The sequence below is a fragment of the Actinomadura sp. DC4 genome, assembly GCF_030406325.1.
GTDB lineage: Bacteria > Actinomycetota > Actinomycetes > Streptosporangiales > Streptosporangiaceae > Actinoallomurus.
Genome location: NZ_JAUEQY010000014.1, coordinates 169,797 through 184,147 on the forward strand (window position 1 = coordinate 169,797; position 14,351 = coordinate 184,147).

Here is a 14,351-nt window from a genome sequence, read left to right on the forward strand (position 1 = left end):
GCCCCCGTACGGCGGCACGCCGAGCCCCTCGTTCGTGCCGCCCTCTCTATCGATTAGGCTAATAATCGTGACTCGGCCCGGCAAGACAGATTTCCGTTCAGCACGGACGCTAATTGTCAATTGTGGTCACTGAAACTGTCATTGATGTGTCCGGTGGGACGGATGGGTCCGCCGGAGCGGGAAAAATCGGTCGACATCGGCCAAGGCCCGCTGCGAGCATCCGGTCAGATCGCGCGGAGCCCGTCGCGGTCGGAACCGATGACGAGGACGTCCGGTGGACCTGCACGAGTACGCGAGCCACGACGCCGTCGGACTGCGTGACCTGATCCGGGCGGGCGAGGTCACCGCCGCCGAGGTGGAGACCGCCGCGCGACGCGCGCTCGAAGCCGTGAACGCGCACGTCAACGGGCTCGCGCTGCCGCTGTTCGAGCCCGCGCTCGACCACGCGCCGGACGGGCCGTTCGCCGGAGTGCCCTTTCTGATCAAGGACAGCGGGCCGATGGCCGAGGGCGTGCCGTTCTTCATCGGCAGCCGCGCCGTCCAGAACGCCGTCTCGCCCTTCGACACCGACCTGATGACCCGCTTCCGTGCCGCCGGCCTGGTCACCCTCGGCCTCACGACCGTGCCGGAGCTGGTGATCAGCTTCTCCACCGAGTCACTCCGGTACGGGCCGACGCGCAACCCCTGGGACCTCACGCGCGGCGTGGGCGGTTCCAGCGGGGGTGCCGCCGCGCTGGTCGCCGCCGGGGCGGTGCCACTCGCGCACGGCAACGACGGAGCCGGGTCGGTCCGCGTCCCCGCCTCCTGCTGCGGGCTGGTCGGGCTCAAGCCGAGCCGCGGCCGTACCCCGTGCGGGCCGGGTACGGGCGAACCGGCGTTCGGTATGGCGTACGAGTCCGGCCTCACTCGAACGGTCCGCGACACCGCGCACTACCTCGACGCGATCCAGGGCCCCGGCGTGGGCGACAAGTACACCGCGCCGCCGCCGGGCCGCCCGTACGCCGAGGAGCCGGGCGCCGACCCCGGACGGCTGCGGGTGGCGGTGACCACACGTGCCTGGTCCGGCGCGGACGTGGACCCGGAGGTGGCCGAGGCGACCGTACGCGCCGGGCGCCTGCTGGAGGAGATGGGGCACGACGTCGCCGAGGCGAGCCCGCGGGTCGACTGGGACGCCGTCATGCATGCCGCGACCGCCGAGCTGGCCGCGATCGTCGCCCCGGTGCTCATGGCGCCGAGACGGCCGGACCCGGCGCGGATGGAGGCCGTCTCCCGGCAGGCCATGCGGATGACCGAGGAGCTCGGCGCGCTCGAGCTCATCGCCGGCCTGGAGGCCCAGAACCGCGTGACCCGTGCGGTGGGCGCGTTCTTCACCGAGTACGACCTGCTGGTCACCCCGACGCTGGGCCGCCCGCCCGCGCCGCACGGCACCCTGCGTTACGACGACCCGGACCACACGGTGGAGAGCTGGCTGACCGAGCTGTTCGACTATGGCCCGTTCACCGTGCTGTTCAACATCTCCGGCCAGCCGGCGCTCAGCCTGCCGCTGGGCCAGGCCTCCGGCGGCCTGCCCGTCGGCGTGCAGTTCGTCGCCCCGTACGGCCGTGAGGACCTGCTGCTGCGGATCGCGGCCCGGCTGGAGGAGGCCGCGCCCTGGCGTGACCGCAGGCCTTCCGTCTTCGCCGCGCCTTCGCTCGGCGGGGCCGCCGAGCGGTGAGCCGTAGCAGCCGGAACGCCTGGCGCATACTTCGTCTCTCGATATATGCGGTCGTGCCATGCGGCCGATGAGCGAACCTACGTACTTCATCCTGGCGTCGCTTCTCGACGGTCCTCTGCACGGCTACGCGATCATCAAGCGCGCCGAGGAGCTGTCCGGCGCACGGATCCGCCTGGCGGTCGGGACCCTCTACGGCGCCCTCGACCGGCTGGCCGACAACGGCCTGATCGTCGTGGATCGGGAAGAGATCGTCGATGGACGGCCTCGCCGCTACTTCACCATCACCGACGACGGCGCCGACGCCGTCACCCAGGAGGCGAAACGCATGGCACAGGCGGCTCGGATCGTGGTCCGGCGACGGCCCGGGACGGTGACGTCATGAGCGCTCTGGAGTCGCACTACCGGCGTCTGCTGCGCGCCTACCCGCCTGCCTACCGGCAGGCGCACGGTGAAGAGATCATCGGCACGCTGCTGCAGGCGTCCGGGGACCGGCGACTGCCGTCGCCGGTCGAGGCGGCCGGGCTCATCGGCGGAGGCGTCACCGCGCGGATGCGGGCCGCCACCGCGCATCCGGTGGCGTGGTGGGCCGATGGCCTGCACCTGGGCGTCCTGCTGATCGCGCTGGCCAATCTCGCGCTGAACCTCTCTGGGCGACGGCGGCGACCCGCGCTGGCTGCTGGCCGCCGCGATCGCCGTGCCGGCGACCATCGGCCCGGACGTGGTCCTCACCCAGGTGTATCCGATGTACCGGATGACCACGACGGCCGCCACCGTCGTCTTCTGGGGTGTCGAAACAGCCCTCGTACTGGTCATGGGCCTGACGGCCCAGCGGACGCGGCGGTCGCGCAGCTGACCTCGTGCCCCTGGGCCACCCGATGCGGCTCGTCGGCATCGGTGGGCTCAGTGGCGCACATGAGTCACACGGGTTTCGTGGCGGTCTTCTATCTTGCACAGCGTGGCCCTCATCCTGATCCTGAGAGGTGCCATGACGATCGTTGGGAGGCCATGACGTGACCGTTGCCGAGGGTGACCTGCTCTGGGAGCCGTCCGAAGAGGTGCGGCGGGGTGCCCGTGTGGGGCGGTTCATGACCGAGCGCGGCCTCGGGTCCTACGACGAGCTGTGGCGATGGTCGGTCGCCGACGTCGACGGCTTCTGGGACGCGGTCTGGGCGCACTTCGAGGTCCTCGGCGAGCGCGGTGACGGGCCAGTACGCGACGGTGATCCCGCCGACTGGGGCGTGCCGGCCGGCAGCGAGGCCGCGATGCCCGGCGTCCGCTGGTTCCCCGGCGCCACGCTCAACTACGCGCGCAACGCCCTGCGGCCCGGCCGTGACGAGAGCGCCATGGCCGTCATCTTCCGCTCCGAGAGCGGGGACGAGCGCGTGCTGACGTACGGCGAGCTGGCCACGCAGGTCGCCGAGGTCCGCGAGGGCCTCAGGGAGCTCGGCGTCACCAAGGGCGACCGGGTCGCGGCGTACGTGCCCAACATCCCCGAGGCCCTGGTCCTCTTCCTGGCGGCCGCCTCGCTCGGCGCGATCTGGTCCTCCTGCTCGCCCGACTTCGGGGCGCCCAGCGTGATCGACCGGTTCACCCAGATCGAGCCGAAGGTCCTCGTCGCGGTGGACGGCTACCCCTACAACGGCAAGCGCTACGACCGGCGCGACGTCGTACGGGACATCCAGGCCGCCCTCCCGACGCTGCGGGCGACGGTCATGATCCCCTACCTCGGCGAGGAAACCGAGGGCCTCACCTACGACGCCGTCCGCCGGCCCGGCGCCGAGCTCGAGTTCGAAGAGGTGCCGTTCGACCACCCGCTGTGGATCCTCTACTCCTCCGGCACCACCGGGCTGCCCAAGCCGATCGTGCACGGCCACGGCGGCATCGTCCTGGAGCACCTGAAGTCCCTGAGCTTCCAGCAGGACCTCGGGCCGGGCGACGTCTTCTTCTGGTTCACCACGACCGGCTGGATGATGTGGAACTACCTGGCCGGCGGCCTGCTCGTCGGCGCCACGCTCGTCCTGTACGACGGCGCGCCGAACGGCGACACGCTCTGGCGGCTGGCCGCCGAGACCGGCGTGACCTACTTCGGCGTCGGCGCGCCGTACATCCTGGCCTCGATGAAGGCCGGCCTGGACCCCGGCAGGGAGTACGACCTGTCGCGCCTGCGCGGGGTCGGCTCCACCGGCTCGCCGCTGCCCCCTGAGGGCTTCGCCTGGGTGTACGAGCACGTCGGAAAGGACCCGCTGGTGGGCTCGTTCGCCGGCGGCACCGACGTGGCCACCGGGTTCGTGGGCCCCTGCCCGCTGCTGCCGCTGCGCGCCGGCGCCATCCAGTGCCGCGGCCTGGGCGCGAAGGTCGAGGCGTACGGCGACACGGGCGAGCCGGTGATCGGCGAGGTCGGCGAGCTGGTCCTGACCGAGCCGATGCCCTCGATGCCGATCTCCTTCTGGAACGACGACGACGGCGACAGGTACCGGGAGTCCTACTTCGCGATGTACCCGGGCGTCTGGCGGCACGGCGACTGGATCAAGATCCTGCCCGACGGCAGCAGCGTGATCTACGGGCGTTCGGACTCCACGCTCAACCGCGGCGGCGTGCGCATGGGGACCGCCGACTTCTACCGCGTCGTCGAGGCGCTGCCGGAGATCGCCGACTCGCTCGTGGTGGACACGGGACAACTGGGGCAGGACGGGCGGCTGTTGCTGTACGTCCAGCTCGCCGAGGGCCAGGAGTTGTCGGAGGACGTGATCGGCCGGCTCCGTACGGCGCTGCGCTCGACGCTGTCACCCCGGCACGTGCCGGACGAGATCCTCGCGGTGCCCGGCATCCCACACACCCTGTCGGGTAAAAAGCTGGAGGTGCCGGTCCGAAAGATCTTGCTGGGCACGCCGGTGGAGAAGGCCGCGAACCCCGACGCCATGGCGAATCCCGAGGTCCTGGCACACTTCACGCCCGGGTCCGGACAGTAGTGGCTCGGCCACCTTCTCGTCCCGGAGTCGGCGAAAACCGGATTTCGGGTTAACCTGCCGCCGTGAGCGCAACACCACAACGGCGTGGTGACGCCGCTTCTGACTCCGGTGTGCCCGGAGCCGGATCCGGCGCACCCGGACGTAACTTCGGGGAAGAAGGGGGGCGCCTCACCTACGGCGCCTACCTGAGGCTGCCGACCCTTCTGGACCAGCAGGTCCTCGAATCCGAGCCACCCGCACGCGACGAGCTCCTGTTCATCTCGATCCACCAGGTCTACGAGCTCTGGTTCAAACTGCTGCTGCACGAGCTGGACGAGATCCGCCGGGCGATGGCGTCGGACGAGGTCTGGCTGGCCCGCCACCTGTTCCGCCGGGTGCACGCGGTCGAACGCGTGCTCATCGACCAGATCCAGGTCCTCGAGACCATGACGCCGCAGGACTTCCTCGCCTTCCGGGAGAAGCTCGCGCCGGCCAGCGGATTCCAGTCCGTGCAGTTCCGCGAGATGGAGTTCCTGTCCGGCCACAAGGACCCCGGCTTCCTCAAGCGGTTCCGCGGGATCACCGACGAGGAGAAGGCACGCCTCGAACGCAGGCTCGCCGAGCCCACCCTCTGGGACGCGTTCCTGACGCTGCTGCGCGCCCGCGGGCTGGCCGCGGCCGACGACGACGAGATCCGCACCTCGATGGTCACGGTGGCCCACGACCGCGACCACTACGACGACCTCTGGCAGCTGTCGGAGGACCTCGTGACCCACGACGAGATGGCCTCGCTCTGGCGACGGCGGCACGTCCAGATGGTCGAGCGACAGATCGGCACGAAGTCGGGCACGGGCGGCTCCACCGGCGCGCCCTACCTCCGAAGCAGGCTTGACCTGCGCTATTACCCGTTGCTGTGGGAATTGCGAACCCTGCTCTGAGAAGGCACCGAGGGAGATTTTGAGATGAGCGGCGAACCGTCCGGACGTCCGGACGAAGCCAAGGAGAATCTGCTGCGCCGTGCGGCGGAGACCTGCGTTCACCACGCACACGGCGTACGGCCCGAGACCGCCGACGTTCTCGCCTACCTCCGGCTCTACTATCGGCACGTCGCCCAGGAGGACCTGATCTCCCGGGACCCGGCCGACATCTGGGGACCGGCGATGTTCCACCGCCAGCTCGGCGAGGACCGCCCGCAGGGCCGCGCGAAGGTGCGCGCCTTCACCCCGTCGGTGGACGACCTGGGCTGGGACTCCGGGCACAGCGTGGTCCAGGTGGTCACCGACGACATGCCGTTCCTGGTCGATTCGGTGACGATGGAGCTCAACCGGCACGAGCTGTCCACCCACCTGATCGTCCACCCGCAGCTGAAGGTCCGCCGCGACGTGGCAGGGCGCCTGGAGGGGCTCGGCGACGGCGACGGCCTGGTGCTCGAAGAGTCCTGGATCCACATCGAGATCGACCGGCAGGCCGACCGCACGGTGCTGGCCGAGCTCGAGAAGGACCTCCAGCGCGTCCTCAACGACGTGCGCGCCGCCGTCGAGGACGAGGAGAAGATGCGGTCGCTGGCCCGCACCATCGCCGCCGACCTCGGGGACCGGCGCCCGCCGCTGCCGGAGTCGGAGACCTCCGACGGCGTCGAGCTGCTCGACTGGCTGGCCGATGACCACTTCACCTTCCTCGGCTACCGGGAGTACGCCCTGGAGACCGGCGAGGACGGCGAGCACCTGCGCGCCGTGCCCGGCACCGGCCTGGGCATCCTGCGCTCCGACCAGCCCGAGTCGACCAGCTTCGCCTCGCTGCCGCAGGAGGTGCGCGCCAAGGCCCACGAGCCGCGGCTGCTCGTCCTGACCAAGGCCAACTCCCGCGCGACCGTGCACCGCCCGGCCTACCTCGACTACGTCGGCGTGAAGCGGTTCGGCGACGACGGCGAGGTGGTCGGCGAGCGCCGCTTCCTCGGCCTGTTCACCCACACCGCCTACGCCGAGAGCATCGAGCACATTCCGGTGCTCGACCACAAGCTGGCGGCGGTCCTGGACCGCGCCGGGCTCGCGCCGGACAGCTACGACGGCAAGGACCTCGTCGAGATCCTCGAGACCTACCCGCGCGACGACCTGTTCCAGATCTCGGCCGACGACCTGTTCCCGATCGCGATGAGCGTGCTGCGGCTGCGCGAGCGCAAGCAGCTGCGGCTGTTCGTCCGCAAGGACGCCTACGGCCGCTACATGTCGTGCCTGGTCTTCCTGCCCCGTGACCGCTACACCACCCAGATCCGGCTGCGCATCCAGGAGATTCTGCGCAGCGCGTTCGACGGCACGAGCGTCGACTACAGCGCGATGGTCGGCGACTCCGCCCTCGCCCGCCTGCACGTCGTCGTACGCGGCGAGCGCGGGCGCCCGCTCCCCGACGACGTCGACCTGACCGAGCTGGAGGCCCGGCTCGTCAACGCCACACGGTCGTGGACCGACGACCTGGCCGACGCCGTCCTCGACCAGTGCGGCGAGGAGCGGGCGGGCGCGCTGACCCGCCGCTACGCCAACGCCTTCCCCGAGGGGTACAAGGCCGACTTCCCCGCCCGTACGGCCTGCGCCGACCTCAAGCGCCTGGAGGCGCTGACCGAGCCGGGCCAGATCGCGATCAACCTGTACGAGCCGTACGGCGCCGAGGTCGGCGAGCGCCGCCTCAAGGTCTACCGCCTCGGCCCGCCGATCTCGCTGTCGCACGTGCTGCCGCTGCTGCACAACATGGGCGTCGAGGTCGTGGACGAGCGGCCGTACGAGATCGCGCCGGAGGTCGGCCGGCGGTCGTGGATCTACGACCTCGGCCTGCGGTACGAACCATCGTCGAACGCGGACGAGACCGACACCAAGGGCCTGTTCCAGGAGGCATTCACCGCGCTGTGGCGCGACGACGTCGAGAGCGACCCGTTCAACACGCTCGTGCTCGGCGCCGGGCTCGCCTGGCGGCCGGTCATGGTGCTGCGCGCGTACGCCCGCTACCTGCGGCAGACCGGCACGATGTTCAGCGAGCGCTACATCGAGCAGGTGCTGATCCGCAACCCGCGCATCGCGCGGCTGCTGGTCCGGCTGTTCGAGTCGCGGTTCGACCCGCACCTCAACTCCCGGCCGGACGCCGCCCCCGACGTGCACGAAGAGCTCGGCTCGGCCATCGCCGAGGAGATCGAGGGCGCGCTCGACGGGGTGACCAGCCTCGACGAGGACCGCATCCTCCGCAGCTTCCTGTCGCTGATCCGCGCCACGCTGCGCACCAACTACTACCAGCGGACCACCGGCGGCTCGCCCAAGCCGTACCTCTCGCTGAAGTTCGACCCCGAGGCGATCCCGGACCTGCCGCAGCCGAAGCCGGAGTTCGAGATCTTCGTCTACTCCCCGCGGCTGGAGGGCGTGCACCTGAGGTTCGGGTCCGTGGCCCGCGGCGGCCTGCGCTGGTCCGACCGGCGCGAGGACTTCCGCACCGAGGTCCTCGGCCTGGTCAAGGCGCAGGCGGTGAAGAACACCGTGATCGTGCCGGCCGGCGCGAAGGGCGGTTTCGTCTGCAAGCGACTGCCCGACCCGGGCGACCGCGAGGCGTTCCTCGCCGAGGGCGTCGCCTCGTACAAGCAGTTCATCAGCGGCCTGCTCGACATCACCGACAACCTCGTCGACGGCCAGGTCGTGCCCGCCAAGGACGTCGTACGCCACGACGGCGACGACACCTACCTCGTCGTCGCGGCCGACAAGGGCACCGCGACCTTCTCCGACATCGCCAACGAGGTCGCCGCGTCGTACGGCTTCTGGCTCGGCGACGCTTTCGCCTCGGGCGGCTCGGTGGGCTATGACCACAAGGGCATGGGCATCACGGCCCGGGGCGCCTGGGAGTCGGTGAAGTACCTCTTCCGCACGCTCGGCACCGACGTGCAGAACGAGGACTTCACCGTCATCGGCGTCGGCGACATGTCCGGCGACGTCTTCGGCAACGGCATGCTGCTCTCGCGGCACATCCGGCTCATCGCCGCCTTCGACCACCGGCACATCTTCCTCGACCCGGACCCCGACCCCGAGGCGTCGTTCGACGAGCGCGAGCGGCTGTTCAAGCTGCCGCGCAGCTCCTGGGCCGACTACGACACCGCGCTGATCTCCAAGGGCGGCGGGGTCCACCCGCGTACGGCCAAGAAGATCCCGCTGACGCCGCAGGTACGCGGGGTGCTGGGCATCCCCGCGGGCGTGACCGCGATGACCCCGCACGAGCTGATCCACGCGATCCTGTGCGCGCCCGTCGACCTCATGTGGAACGGCGGCATCGGCACCTACGTCAAGGCCTCCGCCGAGACCCACGCCGATGTCGGCGACAAGGCCAACGACGTGCTGCGCGCGGACGCGACGGAGCTGCGGTGCAAGGTCGTCGGCGAGGGCGGCAACCTCGGCCTCACCCAGCGGGCGCGCATCGAGTACGCCCTCGGCGGCGGGCTGGTCAACACCGACTTCATCGACAACTCAGCCGGCGTGGACACCTCCGACCACGAGGTGAACATCAAGATCCTGCTCGACCAGGTCGTACGCGACGGCGAGCTGACCGACAAGCAGCGCGACACGCTGTTCCTCGAGATGACCGACGAGGTCGCCGACCTGGTCCTGAGCGACAACATCGCGCAGAACATCGCGCTCGCCGCCTCGCGCAAGCAGGCGTCCTCGATGCTGCACGTCCACGGCCGCTACCTCCGCAAGCTGGAGCGGGACGGCAAGCTGAAACGGCGCCTGGAGTTCCTGCCGGACGACAAGGCGCTCGCCGAGCGGCGGCAGGCCGGGATCGGCCTCACCGGGCCGGAGTTCGCCACCCTGCTCGCGTACACCAAGCTCACCCTTGAGGACGAGATCCGCGGATCGGACCTGCCGGACGACCCCGACCTGGCCAGCCGGCTCGTCGACTACTTCCCGACCCCGCTGCGGGAGCGGTTCCGCGACTACATGGACCGCCACCCGCTGCGCCGGGAGATCATCGCCACCTCTGTCGTGAACAGCATGGTCAACGACAGCGGCATCACCTTCGCGTTCCGCATGGGCGAGGAGACCGGGGCCTCGGCCTCGGACATCACCCGCGCCTACCTCGTGGCGCGCGAGGTGTTCCACATGGAGGCGTTCTGGCGGTCGGTGGACGAGCTGGACTACCAGATCGACACCGCCACGCAGATCAGGATGCGGCTCGAGGCGCGCAAGCTGACCGAGCGCGGCGCCCGGTGGCTGTTGCACAACCGCCGGATGCCGTTCGACATCCGCGACACCGTCGACTTCTTCGCCTCCGGCGCGCCGGCTCTCGCGGCGCACATGCCCAAGCTCCTCGTCGGGCGCGACCTGGAGGGCTTCGAGGAGCGGCGCGACAAGTTCACCGAGCGCGGCGTCCCGGACCAGCTCGCCGAGCACGTGGCGATGATGGTGCCGGCGTTCTCGACGTTCGACCTGGTGGAGATCGCCTCCAGCACCGGCCGGTCGCCGGAGGAGGCGGCCGAGGTCTACTTCGACCTCGCCGAGCGCCTCCAGCTCTCGCGGCTGCGCGAGCGCGTCATCCAGCTGCCGCGTGACGACCGGTGGAACTCCATGGCCCGCTCGGCCCTCCGCGACGACCTGTACACCGCGCACGCCGCCCTGGCGCACGACGTGCTCGTCACCAGTGAGCCCGGCGTCGGGCCGGAGCAGCGCCTGGCGACCTGGGCGGAGAAGAACAGTGCCGCCGTGGGCCGCGCCGCCCAGACCCTGGGCGAGATCTGGGAGAGCGACGACTTCACCGTCGCGACCCTGTCGGTGGCGCTGCGGGCGATCCGTACGCTCGTGACCTCCTCGACGCTGCCCGACTGAGGTCTCACAGCGGGGACGGGACCGGCCCGTCCCCGCTCAGCGCCGGCAGCACGACCGGGTCGCGGTCGGTGCCGTCGGGCCACAGCCACAGCGGCACGTGCCCCGTGCCGTCGCCCAGGTGGTGCAGCAGCGCCTCGTGGCGGGGGCGGAAGGGCAGCAGGGCGAGGCGCCGCTTCGCCTCCTCCAGCGGCACCCAGGCGGCCTCCAGGACGAGGCCGTCCGGGTCGGCGGGCGCCAGGTCCTGGGCGGTGACGTCGACCTCGAAGGTGAAGACCGTCCAGGTGCCGGCCCAGTCCGGATCGTGGGTGACGGCGTACTGGCACAGGAACGCCAGCCGGCCCGGCCGCGACGCGCGCAGGCCGGTCTCCTCCCGCAGCTCGCGCAGGAGTGCCTGGTCCACGAGCTCTCCAGGCTCGACCTGGCCGCCCGGGAGCACCCAGCCGGGCGTCTCCCTCACCATGAGCACGTCGGTGCCCCGGCGGACCAGAGCGGAGACGAGAAGCCCGCTGCGAACGGCTCGGGGGAGTGTCACCGCGGCGTCCCTTCCGGATTGTGAAATCATGCGGTAGTCGATCGGTCACTGTGCGAATCTGTCGGCATGCTCCGACAGCTGGCCGTCCTCACGGCCTTGATCCTCCCAGCGTCCGCGTGCGGTCCCCTCGGGACCGCGCATCCCGCCCTCACCAAGACCCAGGCCGCGCAGATCCTGGCCAACTACCAGTCGGTCAACAACCGGGCCAACGCCGACCTCGACGGCGGGCTGCTGGCCACGGTGGAGACCGGCGCCCAGCTCGAGATGGACCGCGCCGGCTACCGCCTGCGCCGGGCGAAGAAGGACAAGTACACGGCCTTCGCCTACGCGCGGCCCGCGTTCTACATCCCGCGCCAGGACGGCTTCCCCAAGTGGTTCGCGGTCGACGCGGCCTCGGGCGACACCCGGCACGCCCTGCTGTTCGTCCAGGACCGTGCCGGCGGGCCCTGGCTGCTCGCCGCCGACCCGTTCCCCTCCTCGGGGCTCAGCGGGGTCGACCTCGACAAGGACGGCTACGCCACCGCGGTGAGCCCGACGGACGGCGGCACCGCCGTCCAGCCGAGCAAGGTGGCCGGCGTCCACGCGGCCACGCTGTCGAGCGGCACGGGAGGCATGGCGCCGGGCCCGTACACCAGTGAGTCCCGCGACGCGCTGACCAAGGTCGAGGCCGCGCTGCGCAAGCGCGGCGTGACTCTGACCTCCGACTTCGCCCCCGACCAGCAGCGGTCCTTCGCCCTGCGCACGACCGGCGGCGGCGCGCTGGTCTGGTACGTCGTCCGGCAGAGCGAGCGCTACGACATGGTCGACCCCGGCACGGTCAGCGCCGACGGCGACCTCGCCGGCCTGGTGCGCGGCCGGGTGGGCCATCACCTGAGCTCGGTGGCGCTGATCCAGTACCTCGCGGTGGTGCCCGACCACGGCAGCACCCAGGTGATCGGCACCTATCGCAAGGCGGTCCAGGCCACGACGTCGTGACGGGCGGCCCTCATCCGGCTCCGGGGGTGAGGGACGTCCCGGCAAGGGCTCAGGTCGTGGGTACGGCCGCCTTGATCGTGCCGCCGTCCGCGGCGATGATCGTGGCCTTGTCCTCGCCGTCGCCCTTCGCGGGTTTGGCGGGCACCAGAGTGGCGAACTGCAGGGTCTGGGTCACGTCGAGCTCGCTGTGCACGCGGCGGGCCTCGATGAAGGGCGCGGCGGCCTTGGGGATCGGCACGCGGCCGGGCTTCTTCTTGTTCTTGATCGAGATTGCGTCGCGGCTCAGCGCGTACAGGACGATGCCACCGCCGTCGGTGGTGGCCAGGGGGAAGATCGGGAAGGCCGTCGCGCCGTACACCGTGTTGATGTGCAGGCCCGAGCCCTTCTTCGGCTTGGTGGCCTTCTGGTCCGAGGTGTAGTAGCCGGTGGTGTGCTTGCCGGCCTCCATGACCTTGGCCGCGACGTTGCCAGGCCCCTCCTCGGCGAGGGTCGCCTGGATGGAGGGCACCACGCGCGGCGGGATCAGCAGGCCGGTGTCGAAGGTCGCGAGCGGCTTCGCGTAGCCGTCGGCGTCCACCGCGATCTTCGGCGGCTTTTCCTTCTTGTCCAGCGTCGTGGCCAGGCTCAGCCGCCAGCGCATGGTCGGCTTGCTGCGGACGAACCCCATGATCATGGTCTTGGGGTCCTTGCCGTCCGGCGCGCTGCGCCGTACGACCGTCACGAACCACTGAATGCCCTCGGGCTTCAGGTGCGGGACGTACAGGGAGGGAGTGCCGTACCGGTAGCGCGGGATCGGGTCGCCGGCGGCCACCGCCTGGCGGAAGGACGCCGCGGTGAGCTGTGACTGCCCCTCGCTCGTCCACCACAGGGCCAGCCGCTCGTCCCCGCTGGCCCGCGCGACGTCGTCGTTGGTGACGAAGGAGCGGAACGCCTTGTCCGCGACCTGCGGAGTGACCGGCTCGGGCGGAGGGCTCGAGACGGGGCTGGAGTCGGCGACCGGTGTGGTTCGCGCCTTGTCGCGTGAACCGCTAGAACACCCGGCCACCCCGGCGAGGGCCAGTGCCATCGCCAGCCCAGACGCAACCGCTGTCTTCATGCTCCCCGGCCGATCATCGACACCGCTGTCCGGCAGAGTATGCCAGGCCGGGACAAGTGCGTTGATCAGGCGGTGGCTCGCGTACCCCGCGGACCTTGCCGCAGGTAGGCTTTCGGTCGTGGCAGCCATCGATCCGTCTGAAGAGATGAAGGAGCTCGGCTCGATGCTCGGCGGCATCGAAGCCGTACTCGACCTCGACGGCATGCGCCGTGACCTCGGAGAGCTTCGTGACCAGGCTGCCGACCCAGAGCTGTGGAACGACCAGGACCGGGCCCAGCAGGTCACCCGGCGGTTGTCCTATCTCGAGGGCGAGCTCGGCAAGGTCGAGGGCCTTCGCGGGCGCCTCGACGACGCCGGCCTGATGCTCGAGCTGGCCTCCGAGGAGAGCGACGAGGAGACACGCGGCGAGGTCGAACGCGAGCTGGCCTTGCTCCGCAAGGAGATCGAGCAGCTCGAGGTCCGCACGCTGATGTCAGGAGAGTACGACTCGCGCGAGGCCCTCGTGACGATCAACTCCCAGGCCGGCGGCGTCGACGCGGCCGACTTCGCGCAGATGGTGCAGCGGATGTACCTCCGCTGGGCCGAGCGCCACGGCTACCCGACTGAGATCTACGACACGTCCTACGCCGAAGAGGCCGGGCTGAAGTCGACGACGTTCACCGTCAAGGCGCCCTACGCCTACGGCACGCTCCGCGGCGAGCACGGCACCCATCGCCTCGTCCGCATCTCGCCCTACGACAACCAGGGCCGGCGGCAGACCTCGTTCGCGGGCGTGGACGTCGTGCCGGTGGTCGAGCAGACCGACCACGTCGACATTCCCGAAGACGAGCTGCGGGTCGACGTCTACCGCTCCAGCGGGCCGGGCGGCCAGGGCGTCAACACGACCGACTCGGCGGTGCGGATCACCCACCTGCCCACCGGCATCGTGGTGTCCTGCCAGAACGAGCGCAGCCAGCTGCAGAACCGCGCGACGGCCATGACGGTGCTCCAGGCCAAGCTGCTGGAGCGCAAGCGTCAGGAGGACGCGGAGCGCATGAACGCGCTACGCGGAGAGTCGACCAGCTCGTGGGGCACCCAGATCCGCAACTACGTGCTGCACCCGTACCAGATCGTCAAGGACCTGCGTACGGGCATGGAGGCGGGCAACCCGAGCGCGGTGCTCGACGGTGACATCGACGAGTTCATCGAGGCCGAGATCCGCTGGATGCGCCGCCTGGAGTCGGGCGACGGCCAGTAGGCC

10 protein-coding genes are annotated in these 14,351 nt (G+C 70.6%); 8 read left to right on the forward strand and 2 right to left on the reverse strand.

Going from position 1 to position 14,351, the window contains the following annotated elements; genetic code table 11:
* Nucleotides 1-274 precede the first annotated feature (274 nt).
* From QWU11_RS23665 to QWU11_RS23690, 6 genes are all read left to right on the forward strand, one after another.
* Complete coding sequence (locus tag QWU11_RS23665) at nt 275-1,714, forward strand: amidase family protein (RefSeq protein WP_290116559.1); 1,440 nt, start codon at nt 275-277, stop codon at nt 1,712-1,714.
* Nucleotides 1,715-1,781: 67 nt separating this feature from the next.
* Nucleotides 1,782-2,096 carry a PadR family transcriptional regulator gene (locus tag QWU11_RS23670; RefSeq protein ID WP_290116560.1) on the forward strand — a complete coding sequence of 105 codons (315 nt, stop codon included), beginning with the start codon at nt 1,782-1,784 and terminating at the stop codon, nt 2,094-2,096.
* Nucleotides 2,093-2,728 (forward strand): hypothetical protein, encoded by a 636-nt coding sequence (locus tag QWU11_RS23675; RefSeq protein WP_290116561.1) that lies wholly within the window; start codon nt 2,093-2,095, stop codon nt 2,726-2,728. The genes QWU11_RS23670 and QWU11_RS23675 overlap by 4 nt, the downstream gene beginning before the upstream one ends.
* A complete protein-coding gene (locus QWU11_RS23680) occupies nt 2,725-4,683 on the forward strand; it encodes an acetoacetate--CoA ligase (RefSeq protein WP_290116562.1) in 1,959 nt (652 codons plus the stop codon). The genes QWU11_RS23675 and QWU11_RS23680 overlap by 4 nt, the downstream gene beginning before the upstream one ends.
* A gap of 62 nt (nt 4,684-4,745) precedes the next feature.
* Entirely contained in the window at nt 4,746-5,600 is an 855-nt protein-coding gene (locus QWU11_RS23685) for a tryptophan 2,3-dioxygenase family protein (RefSeq protein WP_290116563.1), read from the forward strand.
* A 24-nt stretch (nt 5,601-5,624) separates the two neighbouring features.
* Nucleotides 5,625-10,508, forward strand: coding sequence for an NAD-glutamate dehydrogenase (locus QWU11_RS23690; protein ID WP_290116564.1), 4,884 nt, complete (start codon nt 5,625-5,627; stop codon nt 10,506-10,508).
* A gap of 4 nt (nt 10,509-10,512) precedes the next feature.
* Here the strand turns inward: QWU11_RS23690 and QWU11_RS23695 are convergent, their stop codons facing one another.
* A complete protein-coding gene (locus tag QWU11_RS23695; RefSeq protein WP_290116565.1) occupies nt 10,513-11,040 on the reverse strand; it encodes an NUDIX hydrolase in 528 nt (175 codons plus the stop codon).
* Nucleotides 11,041-11,106: 66 nt separating this feature from the next.
* On the opposite strand from QWU11_RS23695, the gene QWU11_RS23700 reads away from it, so the two are divergent.
* The gene (locus QWU11_RS23700; protein WP_290116566.1) at nt 11,107-12,015 is read left to right on the forward strand and encodes a hypothetical protein; all 909 of its coding nucleotides are present in this window, start codon (nt 11,107-11,109) and stop codon (nt 12,013-12,015) included.
* A gap of 49 nt (nt 12,016-12,064) precedes the next feature.
* On the opposite strand, the gene QWU11_RS23705 is transcribed toward QWU11_RS23700, so the two are convergent.
* The gene (locus QWU11_RS23705) at nt 12,065-13,111 is read right to left on the reverse strand and encodes a hypothetical protein (protein ID WP_290116567.1); all 1,047 of its coding nucleotides are present in this window, start codon (nt 13,109-13,111) and stop codon (nt 12,065-12,067) included.
* Between the two features lie 118 nt (nt 13,112-13,229).
* Here QWU11_RS23705 and prfB point away from each other — a divergent pair, with 118 nt between their 5' ends.
* Nucleotides 13,230-14,348 (forward strand): peptide chain release factor 2, encoded by a 1,119-nt coding sequence (prfB, locus tag QWU11_RS23710; RefSeq protein ID WP_290116568.1) that lies wholly within the window; start codon nt 13,230-13,232, stop codon nt 14,346-14,348.
* Nucleotides 14,349-14,351 lie beyond the last annotated feature (3 nt).